We start from the raw sequence: 14,254 nt of genomic DNA on the forward strand, positions 1-14,254 counted from the left end.
TGAGGCCGTCGCCGTCGGTGTCGGCCTTGTTCGGGTTCGTCCCGTACGTCCGAATCTCGGCCGCGTCCGAGAGGCCGTCGTCGTCGGTGTCGGCCTTCACCGGCGAGGTGGAGTGCTGGTTCACCTCCGCGCCGTCGCTGAGACCGTCACCGTCCGTGTCCGCCTCCGTCGGGTTCGTGTTGTAGGTCGACACCTCCAGCGAGTCGCCGAGTCCGTCGGCGTCGGAGTCGGACTCCGTCGGGTCGGTCCCGTGCGTGTTGACCTCTTCGCCGTCGTTGAGGCCGTCACCGTCGGTGTCGGCGGTCCGGAACCCCGTCTCGCCGTTCACCTCCGCCTCGTTCGTGAGGCCGTCGCCGTCCACGTCACCGCCCTTCGTCATCACGAACACCGCGCCCTTCGAGACGACCGTCTCTCCGTCGGACCCGTTCACGTAGACGGTCTGGGGTCCCGTGGCGTCGGCCGGCCAGTTCGACACCGAGAGCGTCGTCGTGGTCGTCCCGTTCCCGGGCGTGCACGCGGTAGACGTGTTCCCGCCCTCGGCACCGATGCAGACCGACGCGGTGGCCGAGACCGGCTGCGACGTCTGGACGCGCATCTCGGTGGGTGACGACTGCCAGACGTACGCGGTGCCGTCGATGGTCGCGACGGTCTCCGTGGTGACCGTCACGCCGGAGGCGGCCGCGACCGGCGCACCGACTGCGCCCACGAGGACGAGGGCGGCCACGACGAACGAGAGAGCGGAACGGAGTGCGGTTGCGGACATGTCGATTCCTGTCGTACGTATAGTCTACACGTTTCACTCAAAAACTTACTGGCTCGTGTCGGTATATCGGGATAATATGACGCTAAAACGGTGAAATTCTGAAGAAATTCAAGACAAACGACTGGTAGGTGTGTGGACTGTTGACGGCTGTTCTGACGCTGGAGGCCCGCTCGCGAAGCGTCTCGTTCGAACGAAGTCGCCGCGCTGAAACAGTTCTCTTTTCTAATCCGTTAACGGCGGTCTCGCGGACGGAACAGTCGTGAAACGGTGGAAGTAATCGGAACGAGCACTACCGTCTTTACCCGTCCCGCCAGTTTGAGTAGTCGATGGCATCCCACGGACGCTCGACCGACGGCGGACGGCACCCTCCCCGCCGTGCCGTCTCCGTCTGAGGGTCCAGGCCATCGTCAGGTGACAGACACGCGGTTCCGGACGACTCGCCGGTACGGAGGACCCCACTCCGGGCACCGGCGACGACCCCCGCTCCCCCGCCGTACTCCCCACGACGGCGCTCCCATCCCGCATCCGCGGGGGTCGAACCCGTCGCATCCCCAGCGACTCATCGCGTTCGTCCGACCGCGCATCGGCGCACCACGGTACGTCGCATCCCCAAGGCGTCTCCGTGGTCGTGCCCCGGTGCCCGGACGTCGCGTCCGGGCCGCGTTTCTCTCGTACTCACGCGCCGAGCCGCTCGGCACTCTCATTCCAAAACGAAAGCCTTAGTGGGAGCCATGTGGTTTGGAACCGCCTAAGATAGCTTGTTTCTGCTTATTTTGGCTGGAACGATGAAACCGGACGCAACGGGTACTGGTGCCTTTATCCCTCACGGCTGTCTGCCGAATCGATGGTAGATCGAAAGATCCTGGCTGCTGGACTCGTCGCAGCGCTCCTGCTCTTCGCAGGGTGCTCGGGTTCCAGCGGTGCGAGCACGGAGAACGGTACAGCCGCGGGCGAAAGTACGGTCGACGAAGACACGGTGACCGAGATGGAAGAGACGAGCGAGATGGCCACCGAGGAGTCCTCGATGGAGACGACTGAAGAGTCCTCGATGGAGACGACCGAGGAAGAGATGACCGAAGAGGGGATGACCGAAGAAGAGACGACGGAGAGTTCCCTCGAAGAGACGTCCGAGAACTCGACGCTCGGTAACGAGACGACCGAGAACGAGACGATGACGAACGAGACGTCCGAGACCGAGACGGAAGCGTAACGGACGACACTCGACTCGGTCATCGAACGCACGCGTGTGACTCCCCGCGTTCGGTGATTCGGCCCTCACGACGGTTACTTTTCTTCGAACCGCCGACGACATCCAGCGTCGGCTATCGCCCCGACGCCGCGCGCCGTCGACCGCTCACTCGTCGAGTCGCGCCATCTCGTCGTCCGTGAGTTCGAGGTGCGACGCGGCGACGTTCTGCTTCAGGTGTTCGACGCTCGACGTGCCCGGAATCGGCAGCGTCACCGGCGAGCGCTGCAGCAACCACGCGAGCATCACCTGGTACTCGGTCGCGTCGTGGTTCGCGGCGACGGAGTCGAGGACGTCCGCCTTCGCCCCGAGGTCACCGGCCGCGAGGGGGTACCACGGGATGAACCCGATGTCGTAGTCCTCGCAGGCCGCCAGCACGTCGTCGTCCTCGCGGTCTGTGAGGTTGAACTGGTTCTGAACCGTCGCCACGTCCACGATGTCGCGGGCCGTCTCCAACTGCTCGACGCTCACGTTGCTGAGTCCGACGTGTCCTATCACGCCCTCGTCCTTCAGTTCGGCCAGCGCCGTCACCGACTCCTCGAAGTCCACGTCCGGGTCGGGCCGGTGGAACTGGTAGAGGTCGATGCTGTCCACACCGAGTCGGTCCAGACTGCAGAGGTGGGCGTTGCGGAGGTAGTCGGGGTCGCCGTGCGGAAGCCAGTCGCCGTCGCGGTTGCGCAGGAGTCCGCCCTTCGTGGCGACGACCAGGTCGTCAGGATACGGCGCGAGGGCGTCCCGGATGAGACGTTCGCTCACGCCCGGTCCGTAGGAGTCCGCGGTGTCGATGAAGTCCACGCCGAGGCCCACCGCCGTCTGGAGGACCCGTTCCGCGTTCTCCACGTCGTCGGGTTCGCCGATGATGTCCTCGCCCGTGACGCGCATCGCCCCGAAGCCGAGGCGGTGGACCGTCAGTTCGCCGCCGATGTCGAACGTATCGCTCTCGTTCTGAAGCATCGTTCCGGTCGACGGCCGGCAGATGCCTAAACGGACCGGCACCGGAACCTTGAGACCGATTCACACGAATTCGCCCGCGAGACGCCTCCTGTCCGTCAGACAAACGGCAGACACGACACAAGACTTTTACCCAATCTCGCGTACTTTCGGGTACGGTAACAGGGCGACGGTCCGCGGGCGCGCCGGGTAGGGGTACTTGACGCGAACGCCGACTGTCGTCCCTTCCTCAATTTCATCGGAGAACGCGCCGAGCGACGGCCACGTCGAACCGGGTGTTTCGGGGCGAATACCCTCGTCGTTCGTTCGAATCGCCGAGAGACGCCGCTCCCGGCGTTCGAGTACGTAGAAGTGCGGCGGTGACCGCGTGTCGCGCGACTCCGCTCAGACCTCGGGCGTCTCCATCACCTGCGGGACGCCCTGCGCCACTATCGTCTCGCCGACGACGTACGACGAGGCGGGCGAGGCGAGGAACTGCGCGAGGTCGGCTATCTCCTCGGTCGTCCCGATGCGACGCTGGACCTCCTCGCGGTCGATGTTGTCGGCGGAGACGCCCATCTGCGACTCCACGCCCGGCGTGGCGACGAATCCGGGAGCGATGCAGTTCACGCGCACGTCGTCGCCGGCCCACTCGTAGGACAGACTGGTGGTGAGGTTGACGACGCCGGCCTTCGCCGCGCCGTAGTGACTCATCATCGGCGACCCCTGCGTCCCGGCGACGCTGGCGAAGTTGATGACCGTCCCGCCGCCCTCCTTCAGATACTCGCCGGCGACCTGCGTGCAGTGGTACGTCCCCGTGAGGTTGATTCCGACGATGGTCTCCCACCCGTTCTCGGAGATGTCGTCGAACGACGCCATGAACGACGCGCCCGCGTTGTTCACGAGACAGTCGAGTCCGCCGAACTCCTCGACGGTGGCCTCGACGAGTGCCTCCACGGCGTCCCGGTCGGTCACGTCGCACTCGACGGCCAACGCGCGGCCGCCGTCGCCCTCGTTTATCTCCTCGGCGACGGGGTCCACGTTCTCCTGTTCGCGCGAGCAGACCACCACGTCCGCGCCCTCGGCGGCGAAGCGTTCGGCGATGGTCTTGCCGATGCCGCTGGACGCCCCCGTCACGATGGCCGTCTGGCCGGCGACGCCGAATCGGTCCGTCATCGCGCCGCCTCCGTCTCCGCTGTCTCTGTCGTCATGCTGTCTCTCTACTCTCGTGCATCGTTAATCAAACCTCTGCTGGAGTTAGCAACGTAAAAAACGCGACCGACCATCCCCCCGGAAATCTTTATCCGACCTTGCGCACAACTGTGTGCATGGGCGAGACAGAGTATCGAAACGTCCGGCTCACCGAAGACGCGTACCAGCGACTCAAGATGCGCAAGCGGGAGGGGGAGTCGTTTTCGGACACCGTCGCTCGAATCGCCGGAGAACGGTCGCTCCTCGATCTAGTGGGTGTCCTCTCCGACGAGGAGGCAGACGCGATGCGCGATGCGATTCGGGAACGAGAGGAGGACTCGCGTGCCCGCCTCGATAGACTCGTAGACGAGATGGACCCGTGATAGTCGACACGAACGTCCTGATTCGGTTGATGCAGGGCGGCGACCGCACGATCGAGAAAGTCAGGGAGTTAGAGAACCAACACGTTCCGCTCGCACTCTCGGCGATGACGTTGTTCGAACTGTACCATAGCGTCGAACGAGTGAACGCCCCGGAGGAACGGCGGCGGCGTATCGAGACGGTACTCGACTCGAAGCCGATCTACCCCGCAGACGGCACCGTGATGAAGAAAGCAGGCCGTCTCGACGGACGACTGACCGGCGAGGGCCGCGAAATCGGAATCGGCGACACCGTCATCGCAGCGACGGCACTCGTTCACGAGGAACCCGTTCTCACCGAGAACGTCACGCACTTCCGGCGAATCGACGAACTCGACGTCGAGTCCTGCTGAGTTACTCCCCGTACCGCGTGATGCCTTCGATGGCGGACGGGTCCACGTCGCGGAAGGAGTCGCGCGCGACGACGCGCTTGTGCACCTCGTCGGCGCCGTCGATGAGACGGAACGCGCGCACGTCCTCGTAGAAGTCCGCCAGCGGAAGGTCCTTGCCGATGCCGTTGCCGCCGCACAGTTGCAGGCAGTCGTCTATCACCTCTTGGACGACGTTCGCCGCGAACACCTTCGACATCGAGACGGGGACGCGCGCCTCCTCGCCCGCGGCGATGCGCGCGGCGGCGTCCCGAACCATCGTCCGGACGGCGTGCAGGCGCGTCTCCGCCTCGGCGACGGTGAACCGCACGGACTGCTTCTCCGACAGCGTCGAGTCGAACGCCTCTCGCTCCGCGGTGTAGGCTTTCGCCACCTCCAGCGAACGCGCCGCCATCCCGGTGTAGCGCATGCAGTGGGTCAGGCGCGCCGGGCCGAGGCGTTGCTGGGCGTGCGCGAACCCCCGGTTCTCCTCGCCCAGCAGGTTCTCCGCGGGGACGCGCACGTCCTCGTAGCGAATCTCGGCGTGGCTGGACCCCAGCAGTTCGCCGCCGACGTGCGGGACGTCGCGGACGATTTCGACGCCCGCCGTGTCCGCGGGGACCAGAAACAGCGACGTCCCCTCGTACGGGTGCGCGTCGGGGTCCGTGCGGGCCATCACGATGAGCACGTCCGCCTCGCTCCCCTGCGTCGTCCACCACTTGTGGCCGTCGATGACCCACTCGTCGCCCTCCTTTCGCGCCTCGGTCCGGAGCATCTTCGGGTCCGACCCGCCGCCCTGCACGGGTTCGGTCATCGAGAACCCCGACCGAATCTCGCCCGCCGCGAGTGGCCGGAGGTACTCCTCTTTCTGCGCCTCGGTGCCGACGAGTTCGAGCGTGTGCATGTTCCCCTCGTCCGGCGCGGCGATGCGCATCGCCGACGGGCCGAGGAGGCTCCGTCCCGCCTCCTCGAACGCCGGGAGCACGTCGCGGAAGTTCAACCCCTGCCCGCCGTACTCCTCGGGTATCTGCGGCGCGTACAGGTCTCGCTCGCGCGCCTCCTCGCGGAGGGCCGCTATCTCCTCGTCGGGCACCGGGCCGTCGCCGAGGTAGTCGCGTTCGACCGGGATGACACAGTCGTCCACGAACTCCCGGACCCGCCCCGCGAGTTCCCGCGCCGCCTCGGTGTCGTCGTACTCCATACGCGACTCTCACAATCGAACGGTGTAAATCTATTTCCGGACTGGGCTTATCTTTGGTAGCGGAGCTGAAACACCGTGACCGACGACGCGTACTTCCGGCGACTCGTGGACGAAGACGCCCTCCGCGCCTACCTCGAAGCCGAACTCGGCCCGGCATCGCGGTTCGACGTGGAGCGACACCCGGCGGGCCACTCGAACGAGACGCTGTTCCTCACGTGGGGGTCTCGCGAGTTGGTCCTCCGCCGTCCGCCGCCGGGCGAGACGGCCGAGACGGCCCACGACGTCCTCCGCGAGTACCGCGTGATGGACGCCCTGCAGGAGACGCCGGTACCCGTCCCCGAGACGGTACTCGGGTGCGAGGACCACGACGTCGTCGGAAGCGACTTCTACGTCATGGCGCGCGTCGAGGGCGACGTCCTCCGCGACGCGGAACCGGAGCGGTTCGCCGAGACGGCGGCGCGCGAACGCGTCGGGTACGAACTCGTGGACACGCTGGCGGAGATACACGAAGTCGACCCCGGCGCGGTCGGACTGGGCGAGTTCGGCCACGCGCCGGGCTACACCCGCAGACAGGTCGACCGCTGGGGCAAGCAACTCGCGTGGGCGTTCGAACGGACGGCCGACGAGCGGTCGGTCCCCGTCCTGCGGGAGGTGGGCGACTGGCTGGACGAGAACGCCCCCGAACGCCATCCCGAGACGCTGGTCCACGGCGACTACAAACTCGACAACGTGATGTACGCGCCGGGGACGCCGCCGGACCTCGTCGCCGTCTTCGACTGGGAGATGAGCACGCTCGGCGACCCGCGCGCGGACCTCGGTTGGATGCTGTCGTACTGGCGTGACCCGAAGGACCCCGACCCGGCGATTCCGGAACTGGAGACGACGTTCATGGAGCGTCCGGGCTACCCGACGCGGCGGGAACTCGTCGCGCGCTACGAGGAGCGGACGGGAATCGACTTCGAACACCAGCGGTTCTACCGCGCGCTGGCCGTCTACAAACTGGCCGCCCTCGGCGAGATGTTCTTCCGGCGGTATCTGGAGGGCAACAGCGACGACCCGATGTACCCGAAGATGCGGGACCGCGTCCCGGCGCTGGCGGACCGCGCCAAGCGCATCGTCGACGGCGACGAACCGCTGTAGGCCGCCGCCGACGAGGCGTCGCCGCCGCGGACCGGTCACGTCTCCGAAACCGTGTCCCTGTCGACGCTCGCGTGTCTCAGAGCAGGAGCAACGCGAGTCCGAGCGTGACGCTGAACGCGCCGATGGCGCCGCCGACGACCGACTGCCGGCCCAGTCGGGTCGCCGTCCGAAGCGGCGACGCGTCCGAGACGACGGTCGGTTCGATTCGCCCCGGGTCGCTCGTCAACCGCCCGACGACGGTCACCTCGTCGCCGACGTCGAGGCGGCGTTCGAGATAGCGCCGGTCCCCCAGTCCGAACTGCCGGGCGAGGGCGGGGACGTCGGACCGGTACGCCGCCGCGGTCCCCTCGCGCCCCCGCCGGTAGTCAGCGATGGGGTCCGGCGGCGTCTCGTCCGCGCCGACCCGCCGCGACGACGACGCGTCGAGGCTGACGACTGCGTCGCCGTCCACCGCCACCTCGTCGCCCGCGTCGGTCACGAGGGTGAACGAGGTCAGGCGGCGGCCGCCGTCGACGCGAATCCACTCGGGGAGGTAGGCGGTGCCGAGGCGGCGTTCCTCCTCGTCGAACTCGACGGCGACGCAGTCGCGGCCGGTGAACGGGGCGACGACGGTGTCCCCGTCCGCGGCGACCGTTCCCTCGATTCGGACCGTGTCGCCCGGCGCGCCCGTCGTCTCGTCGGCGAACAGGACGCTGGCGCTCCGACGCGCGTGCAGGGCGCTGACGCCGGCGACGACGGACCCGACGAGGAGCATGAACCAGCCGAACACCATCGTCGCGTCGAGCATCACGCCCGACCACCTCCGCGCCGCGTCCGCGCGACGGCCGAACGGCGGTCGTGCGGGCGATTGGCCGGCGTTCCGCGCGTCGGCGTTCCGAGTGCCGGCGTTCCGAACGTCGGCGCGTCGGCCGTCCGCGTCCCCGGCGTCGTCGCCTGTCTCTGGGAGGGCATCGTCCGCCCCTTCTGCCTCCTCCGACGTGAAACGTGCGGCGACGACGCAACGCATTTGTGACGCGTCTATCAAGTTCCGGGTACCCACGCCCTCCATCATGTCCGCAATCGACGCCACCGACCTCTCGAAGCGCTTCGGAGACACGCTCGCCGTCGACGACCTCTCGCTCTCCATCCCGGAGGGAGCGGTCTACGGCTTCCTCGGGCCGAACGGCGCGGGGAAGACGACGACGATGCGGATGCTCACGGGCCTGTCGCGTCCGACCGACGGCGTCGCCACCGTCGGCGGCGCGTCCGTCACGGACCGGGACGCCCTCCGCCCGCGAATCGGCTACCTGCCCGAGGAGCCCCCACTGTACGAACAGGCGACGGCGTTCGAGCAACTGGAGTACGTCGGCGGACTCCGCGGCATCGACGCCGACGCGGTCCGCGCCCGCGGCGAGGAGTTGTTCGACGCCCTCGGACTCGACGTGGGCCCGTCGGACCGCATCGCCGACTTCTCGAAGGGCATGCGACAGAAGGTGGCGTACGTCCAGACGGTGCTGCACGACCCGCCCGTCGTCTTCCTCGACGAACCGACGTCCGGGCTCGACCCGCGGGCGGCCCGGACGCTCCGCGACCGCATCCAGCGACTCGCGGACGGCGGGACGACGGTGTTCCTCTCGACGCACATCCTCCCCGTCGTCGAGGAGGTGGCCGACACCGTCGGCATCCTCTACGAGGGGTCGCTCGTCGCCGAGGGCTCGCCCGCCGAACTCGTCTCGCGGGCCGAGAGCGGCGGCGGGACGCTCGAAGACGCCTTCCTCGACGTGACGAGCGCCGACCCGACGGCGTCGGCCGAGTCGGCCGCGACGGCGTCCGACCCGGACGGGACGACCGGGCTAGCGGAGGAGGAGACGACGCCCGATGTCTGAGTCGGGTGGACGCGCGCCCGACTCCGGTGCGGTGGCGTCCGAACCGGGGTGGGCGTCGAACGCCGTCCGCGTCGGCCGCTTCGAGTTCTGGCGGTCGGTCCGCGGCCTCCGCGAGAGCACGGGTCGGTTCGTCCTCACCGTCCTCGGAACGCTGTTCCCGACGGCGATGTTCCTCCTCCTCGGCGCTCTGCTGGTGGGGTCGGTCTCCGTCGACTCGGTCCCCGTCTCCGACGCGGCGCGGGGCGGCGTCGCCATGTTCTGGTCGTTCGTCGTCTTCCTCGTCGCTCAGCGCGTCGTCTCCACCCGCCCGCGGCCCGAGGCGGAGTCGCTCCTCCTGACGGCCGCCTCCACGCGGAGCGTCGTCCTGGGTCTGGCGCTGGCCGAGACGCTCCGCGTCCTCTCGTACGCGACGCCGCCCGTGCTGGTCGTGACGGCGCTGTCGGCGTACGCGCTCGGTTCGTTCGCGCTCCTCGTCGTCGTCCCTCTCGTCGTCCTCCTCGCCGTCCTCTCGGCCGTCGTCGCCGGGTCGCTCGTCGGCTACGGCGTCGCCCTCCTCCTCGCCACCTCGCCGTTCGTCGCCCGGCACAAGACGGCGCTCGGCGTCCCCGTCGTCATCGTCGCCATGGGCGCGTTCTTCGCCTTCCAGGCGCCCGAACTCGTCGGCCTCGACCGGGCGGCGTTCGCGTGGCTCCCGATGGGCTGGTTCGCCGACCTGACGGGCGTGGCGACGCCGGTGACCGGGTCGCCGCCGCGCGCGGCGGGCGCGTTCGTCGGCGCCGTCGGCGTCCTCGTCGTCGGCGGTGCCCTCCTCGAACGCGAGGCGTCGGCGCTGTGGTTCGAAGCGGCCGTCGACCCGTCGGCGACGGGCGACGACGCGGCGTCGGCATCCGCCCCCTCGCCCGGCGCCGTGACGGGCGGTTCGGACGGCGGGTCGTCCGCGTGGTCCGGCCTGAGCGCCGCCGTCTCGCCGTTCGCGTTTCCGGCGCGCGTCGACCTGCCGACGCGTCGCGTCGCGGAGATGACGCTCCTGCGCGCCCGCCGGGACCCGCGGCGACTCACGTTCCTCCTGACGCCGCTGTTCGTCTTCGCGGGCACGCTGGCCGGAACCGGGTCGCTGTCGAACGTCCTCTCGACCCTCCCGCTTCTCTGCGCGGCGTTCCTCCCATGGGGACTCGGCGCGGCGACGACGCTCAACCCCCTCGGCGACGAGGGGAACGTGCTCCCGATAACGCTCGTCGCCGCGACGCCGCGGCAGTTCGTCCGCGGCGTCCTCCTGCCGGGCGTCGTCTACGGCGCGCCGATAGCCGTCGTCCTCACCGGCGTCGCCGCCGTCGCCGGCGGCCGAGCGCTCCCCGTCGCCGCCGGACTGGCGGTGAGCGCGGGGTTCGTCACGCTGGTCGCCGCGCCCGCCGGCGCGGCCGTCGGCGTCTACCTCCCCCGGTTCAGCGCCGTCAGCGTCGGCCGGAGCGGCGACGTGCTCCCGCCCCGGACGCTCGCCGTCCTCGCTCACGGCGTCGCCGTCGTCGTCCCGTCCGGCCTCCTCGCCCTCCTCGTCGCCGCGCCGGCACCGGCGTCGGGCGTCGTCGCCGCCGTCTCCGGCGTGGCGGGCGTGCCGCCGGCGACGCTCAGAGCGAGCGTCGTCTCGCTCCTCGTCCTCGCGGGCGTCCTCGTCGCACTCACGGGCTACCGAACCGCGATTCACCGCGTCCGGAGCTACGAGCCGACCTGAACGCGCGCTCCTGCGGCCGCGGTCACTCCTCGCGGCCGAGGCGCGAGAGCAGTTCCGGGTCGGTGTGGAACTTCAAGACGTTGTGTACCACGGAGTTCCGGAGGTTCGAGACCACCTTGCCGTGGCGCTTGTAGAACTCGTGAATCCACTGCGACTGCGCCTGCGCCGACTCGAACATCATCACGGACTTCCACTGGTACTCGCCGTCCGAGAGGAAGTAAAACAGCGTGTGCGGGTCGTCGCGGATGTGGACCATCGCGTCGTGCCACTCGTCGGCGAAGTGTTCGGGGTTGAACTTGAACTCGAACAGCGCGAACGTGAAGTACTCCTCGTTCGGCACGATAGCCTCCCGAAAGACCCCCTCCTCGCGCATCCGGCGTATCGTCTCCGAGATGGTGACGTGGGACACGTCGATGTCGTGCTTCTCCGCGAGAATCCGGGTCAACTCCCGCGAGGAACGCTGCGGGTCCGCCGCCAACTCGCGGAGGATGACCGTGTCGCGTTCCTTGAACGTCCAGTCGGGGGCGTCGTCGTCCATCTGTGTCTCCGTGATTTCGGTCGTGTGTGGTGTCGCTTTCGGTCCGCCGTCCGATCCGATTCGAGTGGCGGCGCGGCGCGCACCGGCGCCGCTCAGAGTATCTGGTCCGCGACGATGTTCTTCTGAATCTCGCTGGTCCCCTCGTATATCTTGGTGATGCGGGCGTCGCGGTAGAACCGCTCTGCGGGGTGGTCCGTGACGAATCCCGCGCCGCCGTGGACCTGGATGCCCTCGTCGGCCACGTCGACGGCGCGTTCGCTGGCGAACAGTTTCGCCATGCTGGCGAACTTGGCGGCGGTCTGATCGTCGCCACTCTCGACGTGCGTGGCCGCGCGGTACGTCAGCGACCGGGCCGCCTCCACGTCAGTCGCCATCTCGGCTAGCTTGTGGCTGATGGCCTGGTACTCGGCTATCTTCTGTCCGCCCTGCTCGCGTTCGTTGGCGTACTCGACCGCCGCGTCCACCGCCGCCTGCGCGACGCCGACGGCCTGCGCGGCGACGCTGACCCGGCCGTCGGCGAAGAACGCCATCAGTTGGTAGAACCCCTGGTCCACCGCGCCGATGACGTTCTCCTCCGGCACGTACACGTCGTCGAGGACGACTTCGGCGAGGTCGGAGGCGCGGATGCCGAGTTTGTTCTTGATGGGCGTCGTCTCGAACCCCTCGAGGTCCGTGGGGACGAGGAACGCCGTGATGCCGCGGTGGCGTTCGCCCGGCGTCGTCTTCGCCATCACGACGGCCACGTCGGCGACGGTGCCGTTCGTTATCCACATCTTCGTCCCGTCGAGGACGTACCCGCCGTCCGCTTCCTCCGCGCGCGTCTCGATACCGGCCACGTCGGACCCGTGAGCCGGTTCGGAGATGCACGAACAGGTCGCGGCGTCGCCCGAGGCGACCTTCGGTAACCACTCCTCTTTCATCCAGTCGTCGCCGAACTGCTGTATCATCGTCGTGCCGAACCCGCGGGACCCGATTGCGCTCCCGATGCCGGGGTCGGCGCGCCACAGTTCCTCGGTGACGACGACGGACGACAGCGTGTCCATCCCGGGCCCGCCGTACTCCTCGGGGATGTTGGGCGCGACGAGGTCGTACTTCGCCGCCTCCTCGATCAGGTCGTGGGGGTACTTCCGTTCCTCGTCGTGTTCGCGGGCGACGGGCCGTATCTCGTTCTCGCCGAACTCCCGTACCATCTCGCGAATCGCCCGTTGCTCGTCGTTCAGTTGGAAACTCATTCGCTGTCACCTCCGGCGTCCGCCTCGCGTTCGCGCAGTTCGAACTTCTGGACCTTGCCCGTCGTCGTCCGCGGCAGTTCGTCGATGAACGCCACCTCGCGGGGGTGTTTGTACTCCGCGAGGTTCTCGAGGCAGTATTCCCGCACGTCGTCGGGCGTCAGGTCGGCGTCCGGAACGGGGACGACGAACGCCTTCACGGTCTCGCCGCGGCGTTCGTCCGGGATGCCGACCACCGCCGCGTCCGCGATGGCGGGGTGTTCGAAGAGGAGTTCCTCCACCTCCCGCGGGTAGACGTTGTAGCCGCCGGTGACGATCATGTGCTTCTCGCGGTCCACGACGTAGTAGAAGTCGTCCTCGTCGCGGTAGCCCACGTCGCCGGTGTGGAACCACCGCTTGCCGTCCGCTTCGGTGAACGCCTCCTCGTTCGCCTCCGGCAGGCCGTAGTACCCCTGCATCACGTTCGGCCCGTGGATGACCAGTTCGCCCGTAATCTCGTCTAAGTCGACCGTCTCCTCGTCCACCGGCCCCTCCGCGACGGGCGGCACGTCCTCGAAGTCGTCGTCGACGATGCGAGCCTCCAGTCCGTCGAGGGGCTTGCCGATGCTGCCGGGACGGCGCGCACCGGGGTAGTTCGCGTGCGTCACCGGACTGGTCTCCGTCAGGCCGTACCCCTCGTACAGTTCCACGTCGAACGTCTCCTCGAACTGTCGCATCACCTCGATGGGGAGACTGCTCCCGCCGGAGTTCGCGAAGCGAATCGACGAGATGTCGTAGTCGTCCGCGCCGTCGAAGTTTATCAGGTCGTTGAACATCGCGGGGACGCCGTGCATCACGGTCAACTGCTCGGCTTCGATGGCCGACAGGGTGTCCTCGGCGTCCCACGCGGGGAGGGGGTAGTAGCCGCCGCCCTCGAACAGGGTGGCTATCATCGTCACCGTCATCCCGTAGATGTGGAAGAGTGGGAGGACGCCGAGGAACTTGTCGTCGGGGTCGACGCCGCCGGGCAGCAGTTTCGCCGTCGCCCGCGCGTCCCACGCGAGGTTGTGATGCGTGAGGAGGACGCCCTTCGGCTTTCCCGTCGTGCCCGACGTGTACGGCTGGACCGCCACGTCGTCGTCGTCGCGTTCGACCACTGCGGCGGGTTCGTCGGCGAGGAACTCCTCGAACGGAATCGCCCCCTCCGCCTCGCCGCCGACGCTCACCACGTGTTCGACGTCGGTGTCGTCGCGGACGGCGTCCACGAACGGCACGAGGTCCGCGAGGGCGACGACGACGGTGGCACCGCTGTCGGCGAGCAGGTGCGATATCTCCCGCGTCTTGTACTGGGGGTTCATCGGGACGACGATGCCCCCCGCGTGTAGCGTCCCGTGGAAGGCGGTGACGAACTGCGGGAGGTTCGGGAGGTAGACGGCGACTCTGTCGCCCGGGCCGATACCGTGGTCCGCCAACCCGGCCGCGAACTGCCCGGTCATCCCCCACAACTGTTCGTAACTCCACTCCTGCCCGCGGAACCCGACGGCCGTCTCCTCCGGATACGACTCCACGGCCGCCGCGATGTCCTGAACCATGTTTGTCATTGTCGAACGTTCGAAATTCCGAAAGCGGAGGCCAAAAGTGTTCGCCATAGATTTA

The 14,254-nt window shown here is 68.2% G+C and carries 14 protein-coding genes and 1 pseudogene; 6 read left to right on the top strand and 9 right to left on the bottom strand.

What is annotated here, in order from left to right; all coding sequences use genetic code 11:
* Window positions 1–763 (bottom strand): annotated as a pseudogene (locus BM310_RS19340) (thrombospondin type 3 repeat-containing protein); the annotation flags it as partial.
* Between the two features lie 844 nt (window positions 764–1,607).
* Between BM310_RS19340 and BM310_RS19345 the strand changes: the two are divergent.
* Complete coding sequence (locus BM310_RS19345) at window positions 1,608–1,973, top strand: hypothetical protein (protein WP_089810922.1); 366 nt, start codon at window positions 1,608–1,610, stop codon at window positions 1,971–1,973.
* Window positions 1,974–2,117: 144 nt separating this feature from the next.
* Here the strand turns inward: BM310_RS19345 and BM310_RS19350 are convergent, their stop codons facing one another.
* Window positions 2,118–2,963, bottom strand: coding sequence for an aldo/keto reductase (locus tag BM310_RS19350; protein WP_089810924.1), 846 nt, complete (start codon window positions 2,961–2,963; stop codon window positions 2,118–2,120).
* A 381-nt stretch (window positions 2,964–3,344) separates the two neighbouring features.
* On the bottom strand, window positions 3,345–4,115 hold the full coding sequence (locus BM310_RS19355) for an SDR family NAD(P)-dependent oxidoreductase (protein WP_089810926.1): 771 nt from the start codon (window positions 4,113–4,115) through the stop codon (window positions 3,345–3,347).
* A gap of 152 nt (window positions 4,116–4,267) precedes the next feature.
* On the opposite strand from BM310_RS19355, the gene BM310_RS19360 reads away from it, so the two are divergent.
* Together BM310_RS19360 and BM310_RS19365 are read left to right on the top strand one after the other, a co-directional pair.
* Window positions 4,268–4,513: an antitoxin VapB family protein gene (locus BM310_RS19360; RefSeq protein WP_089810928.1), complete on the top strand. Its 246-nt coding sequence runs from the start codon at window positions 4,268–4,270 to the stop codon at window positions 4,511–4,513.
* Window positions 4,510–4,902: a type II toxin-antitoxin system VapC family toxin gene (locus BM310_RS19365; protein WP_089810930.1), complete on the top strand. Its 393-nt coding sequence runs from the start codon at window positions 4,510–4,512 to the stop codon at window positions 4,900–4,902. Before BM310_RS19360 ends, BM310_RS19365 begins: the two co-directional genes overlap by 4 nt.
* 1 nt (window position 4,903) lies before the next feature.
* On the opposite strand, the gene BM310_RS19370 is transcribed toward BM310_RS19365, so the two are convergent.
* A complete protein-coding gene (locus BM310_RS19370) occupies window positions 4,904–6,118 on the bottom strand; it encodes an acyl-CoA dehydrogenase family protein (protein ID WP_089810931.1) in 1,215 nt (404 codons plus the stop codon).
* A 75-nt stretch (window positions 6,119–6,193) separates the two neighbouring features.
* Here BM310_RS19370 and BM310_RS19375 point away from each other — a divergent pair, with 75 nt between their 5' ends.
* Window positions 6,194–7,258, top strand: coding sequence for a phosphotransferase family protein (locus BM310_RS19375; protein ID WP_089810933.1), 1,065 nt, complete (start codon window positions 6,194–6,196; stop codon window positions 7,256–7,258).
* 76 nt (window positions 7,259–7,334) lie between these two features.
* On the opposite strand, the gene BM310_RS19380 is transcribed toward BM310_RS19375, so the two are convergent.
* The gene (locus tag BM310_RS19380) at window positions 7,335–8,045 is read right to left on the bottom strand and encodes a hypothetical protein (protein ID WP_143105194.1); all 711 of its coding nucleotides are present in this window, start codon (window positions 8,043–8,045) and stop codon (window positions 7,335–7,337) included.
* Window positions 8,045–8,209 (bottom strand): hypothetical protein, encoded by a 165-nt coding sequence (locus BM310_RS21575; RefSeq protein ID WP_177232713.1) that lies wholly within the window; start codon window positions 8,207–8,209, stop codon window positions 8,045–8,047. Before BM310_RS21575 ends, BM310_RS19380 begins: the two co-directional genes overlap by 1 nt.
* 98 nt (window positions 8,210–8,307) lie before the next feature.
* Here BM310_RS21575 and BM310_RS19385 point away from each other — a divergent pair, with 98 nt between their 5' ends.
* Window positions 8,308–9,123: an ABC transporter ATP-binding protein gene (locus BM310_RS19385; RefSeq protein ID WP_245778553.1), complete on the top strand. Its 816-nt coding sequence runs from the start codon at window positions 8,308–8,310 to the stop codon at window positions 9,121–9,123.
* Window positions 9,116–10,852, top strand: coding sequence for a TetR family transcriptional regulator (locus BM310_RS19390; protein ID WP_089810937.1), 1,737 nt, complete (start codon window positions 9,116–9,118; stop codon window positions 10,850–10,852). Before BM310_RS19385 ends, BM310_RS19390 begins: the two co-directional genes overlap by 8 nt.
* A 22-nt stretch (window positions 10,853–10,874) precedes the next feature.
* Here BM310_RS19390 and BM310_RS19395 read toward each other — a convergent pair whose 3' ends face one another.
* The 3 genes from BM310_RS19395 to BM310_RS19405 form a co-directional block, all read right to left on the bottom strand.
* Entirely contained in the window at window positions 10,875–11,390 is a 516-nt protein-coding gene (locus BM310_RS19395) for a winged helix-turn-helix domain-containing protein (protein WP_089810939.1), read from the bottom strand.
* Between the two features lie 92 nt (window positions 11,391–11,482).
* A complete protein-coding gene (locus BM310_RS19400; protein WP_089810941.1) occupies window positions 11,483–12,622 on the bottom strand; it encodes an acyl-CoA dehydrogenase family protein in 1,140 nt (379 codons plus the stop codon).
* A complete protein-coding gene (locus BM310_RS19405) occupies window positions 12,619–14,199 on the bottom strand; it encodes a long-chain-fatty-acid--CoA ligase (RefSeq protein WP_177232714.1) in 1,581 nt (526 codons plus the stop codon). The genes BM310_RS19400 and BM310_RS19405 overlap by 4 nt, the downstream gene beginning before the upstream one ends.
* Window positions 14,200–14,254: the final 55 nt, after the last annotated feature.

It is taken from the genome of Halogeometricum rufum, assembly GCF_900112175.1.
In the GTDB taxonomy this organism is placed as follows: Archaea; Halobacteriota; Halobacteria; order Halobacteriales; family Haloferacaceae; genus Halogeometricum; species Halogeometricum rufum.